General features: G+C 58.4%; 1 protein-coding gene. It reads left to right on the forward strand.

All coding sequences use genetic code 11. From position 1 onward, the window contains the following. Window positions 1-4,016, forward strand: a 4,016-nt coding sequence (locus tag IT781_RS21440) for a hypothetical protein (protein ID WP_194972208.1), incomplete at both ends; no start/stop codon positions are given.

Consider the following 4,016-nt stretch of genomic DNA (forward strand, 5'->3'; position numbering starts at 1 on the left):
GGCCACGAAGGGCACCGTTGCTGCCAGCGTGGATTTGAGCTGGACCGCTATGGGCTCCGGCACGGTCAGTTACGAAATCTGGCGTTCATTGGGCTTGAATGGCAGCAAGACCAAGATCGCCACCACCACCGCCACCACGTATTCCGACACCGCGGCGACGCAAGGGGGCGTCCACGGCTATTACATCAAAGTTGCTGGCGCCAGTGACCAGACCAATACTGACTATGGCTATCGCCAACCGCCACCTGCTCCTCTGGCGGGTATCAGTGACACGTATACCAAAGTCTCGGCAGGCCCGCATTTCAATCTGGCGCTTAAAGCCAATGGCCAACTGTATGCGGCCGGCATTAATAACCACGGCCAGCTGGGCGATGGTTCAACGACCGACTCTAAAATATTCAAGCTTGTCCTGACCGATGTTCAGGATATGCTGGCTGGAAGCGGTACGTCATTTGCGCTGAAAACCGACGGACGCTTATTGGCGGCGGGTTTCGGATATGACAAAACCTGGCAGGAAGTTTTGACGGGTGTATCGTTGATCCACACGAATGACAACAACACCACTTTCTGGGCGATTGTGTCAGGCACCGTTTACACGGGCACCTCCGTATCAAACTGGCACGCGACGACCTACACGAATGTCAAGGATATCACGTCTTCCTACGTCTATGCGGCAGGCGAGTCCACGCGAGTCACTTATATTCTCAGGACCGATGGCACTGTCGATGCCGACAACGGCTCTACCATTACGACGATCGGTTCCGGTTTCAAGGAAATAGAAGGGGTTACCAGTTATGACGCATGTCCTGCGCCTTGCACGCTCACGCCTACCGTTTACGGCATCAAGAATGACAATACCTTATGGGCATACGGTGATTCCCGCTTTGTATCCGATGGTCTGGGCTCAATTGGGACTAAACCGGCTGGATGGCGTCAACTGTTTGACGGCGTCAAAGGCCTATCGGTCAGATCTATTAGTAACAATTATGGGGATATCACGTTCGTCACCAAGACCGATGGCTCTCTTTGGGCTGCTTCGGTGTTAGACGCATACGCGTTGAACACACATGGACAGTATGGCGATGGAACCACTACCGCCACTTCTTATTGGAAGCAGGTCCTGAGCAATGTGGCAATGGCTTCGGCAGGCGTATTCAATTCGATCGCTTTGGAAACCGACGGCACGCTCTGGGTGACCGGTGAGAACGGCTCGGGGCAGCACGGCTTCAACAATACTACACCTCGTACCACCTGGGCTCAATCAGGTTTCCTCTTGCCTAACAAAGTCAGTGGTTTCACCGCCAGCGACGGCACCGTATTCGATAAAGTCATGCTAAGCTGGACTGGTGAGCCTTTGGCGGTGCAGTATGATATCTACCGTTCAACATCTGCTGGTACCAAAGGCAATTTGCTGGTGTCCAATTTGGCCGCGCCGGCGACCAGTTATGAAGACACGACTGTTATTGGCTCGACGGCACATTATTTTTATACCGTCGTGGCCAAAAATGCGAATGGCTCGGCGCCTGATTCCGATCAGGACGAGGGCTATGGCAAGCCGATACCCTTGCCTACCTTAGTGGTCTCGCCGGCCACCGTTTACCAGGGCGAGACGAAAGTCGATGTCGCGTTGCAGCCATCCCATGACGCGTCCTGCCCGCTGACCACCGTACAAGCCGAAGCGGAAGCTGATTCGTTTAAATGCTATGTCACGCTGACGACGACCGTACCCGACCTGGTCGCCGGCACTGACAGTAAGGGCCTGCCGACGCTGACCGGCTATCCCGGTACCGCCGGCAATTTTACCGTGCAGGCCGTGGTCTCGCGCTGGGTCAATGGCTCCCGCTATGATTCAGAGCCGATCAGCCAAACCGTCACGGTCTTGCCGATCGTCTGGGACTTCGGCCTGGTCGGCAAAAGCGAAGTCTATGTCGGCATTGAAATGGTCAACCTGACTTTCAGGCAGACATCGGAGCCTGTCTGTCACCTGGCCATCGATCAGGCGGCCGCGCTGGAAGAAGCCACCAAAGGCAACCGGGCCTGTTTTGTCGAGTTCACCGGCGCTGACCAACTGAACAAAAACCTGTCTGTGTCGTTGAACTCTATCAAGCTGGAAGGCGCGCTGACGCCTGTAGGCCTTCATACCCTGGGCTATACCGTCAAGCGTCAGTTTGCCGATAGCCTGACGGCGGTGCTACAGACCGGCACTTTCGAGATAAGCGTCCAGGAGCCGCCTCCGCCACAGGTCACGCTGAAAGGTGGCTATAAAATAGCGGCAGGTAAATATTACGTGCCGATGGGCCAGCCGATTACGCGCGCAACGATCGAAGCGGCGATGCCGACCAGCGCCAAGTTTAAATACCAACTGATCGACAGCCAGCAAAACCTGGAGCGTGGCAACGTTATGAGCGGCGGCAGCTACTGGCTTTCGACGCCGAACCTGGGCCTGCTGGAAGCGCGGCCGGTGACCTTGCGCGTGGCCTGGCAGGGCTATCCGCAGTCCTATACCGAACAGGTCATTACCGCCATCGGCGGCACGGAAAGCAACTTGAAGCTGCTGATCGACGTACCGCCACAGACGCCCGATACCGAGTTGGTGACCGTTAAGGTCAGGGTCGGCAAGTACACCAAGGAGGGCCTGGTCTATGCGCCGGAGACAATGGGGCAGTGGCGAACCCAGATTTTGGCGCAGACCAATATACAAGGGACCAAGACGCCGATCACTAACCTGCAGGATATGAGCAACGGCGAAGCGACCTTCCAGGTCGACCCGGCCGGCCTGCTGTTTATGAAGCTGTCGGCGGTCGCCGAACTGGTCAGCGCTATGCCGGAGCTGGACGTTACCCTGGCCTCGTCGACCCGCTATGTCGAAGTCGTCAAGGGCACGCCAATCGAGGGCACCATTACGGCCAAGTCGCTGGATGGCCCGGCCCCAAAGACGTTCGCGCTTACCCTGACCATGACGCAGGACAATCGCGCGGCGCTGAAGGAAGTGACCTGGGAACGCAGCGATGACCACGGCCTGACTTGGGAGCCCCAGCCGAAATCGAACACGATCCGGCATAACGTCCCGATGCCGGAACCCGGTCGGCGCATGGTGCGGGCCAAAATGGTGAATAAGAATACGCTGGTCGAAAGCTACGCCGAGCCCGTGGAAGTCTGGGCCTATTCGAAACTGGAGGCGCAGATCGTGGGGCCACGCCATGTGGCGCCGGGGCATGCGGTCACGCTGGCCGCGCAGCTGTACCGGGAAGGCGTCCTGACCACGGACACGGTGAATGAATGGACCCTCGAGGCGCCCAGCGGCAAAACCGTGCAGACCGGACCAACCGCCACGATGACCGAGGAAAGCGAAGGCAAGGTCTACGTGACGCTACGCACCCGACCGGCGGATACCCGTGACGACGATCCGGCCGCCTGGACAGCGGCCCGAAGTTATGTGGTCATCGCCAATCCGAACAAGCCCACTATTTCCATTCAAGGGCCCAAGGCTGTCGAGGTGGGCAAGATGTACCACTATCAGGGCACGGTCAGACCGTCCTGGGGCGGCATGGAAAGCGTGCACAGTCTGGTAACGGAATGGCAGTTGCCGGACGGCAGCCTAGCCGCCGGGCAAACGCTGGACTGGACGCCGACGGCGCAGGATCTGATCGACAAGCAGCCGCTGGTGTTTCGGGCCTGGGTGGACGGTTTCAAAGCGGCGACGCTGAGGGAAACCACTTTGAGCTATGCGCCCTGGGCCTATGTCTGGCCGAACTGGACCATGACCATGAAGCAGCTGACCGTGCAGGCGCCGTCCGACCTGAACCTGCTGGTCACCCATGACCTGCCGGCCATGAACCGGCGCTTCGAAGGCCTGGCTTACGACTGGTCGTTTCCGCCCAATGTCAACGGTCACCCGCATACCGCCTTTCCGAACCGGGCCTTGGCCCAGGCGTTGTATGCCGGCGAGTACGACATCAGTGTCACGATCCGCGACAGCCGCGGGCATGAGACCGTACTGACCCAGCACGTCATCA

It is taken from the genome of Methylobacter sp. BlB1 (assembly GCF_015476545.1).
Lineage (GTDB): Bacteria > Pseudomonadota > Gammaproteobacteria > Methylococcales > Methylomonadaceae > Methylobacter.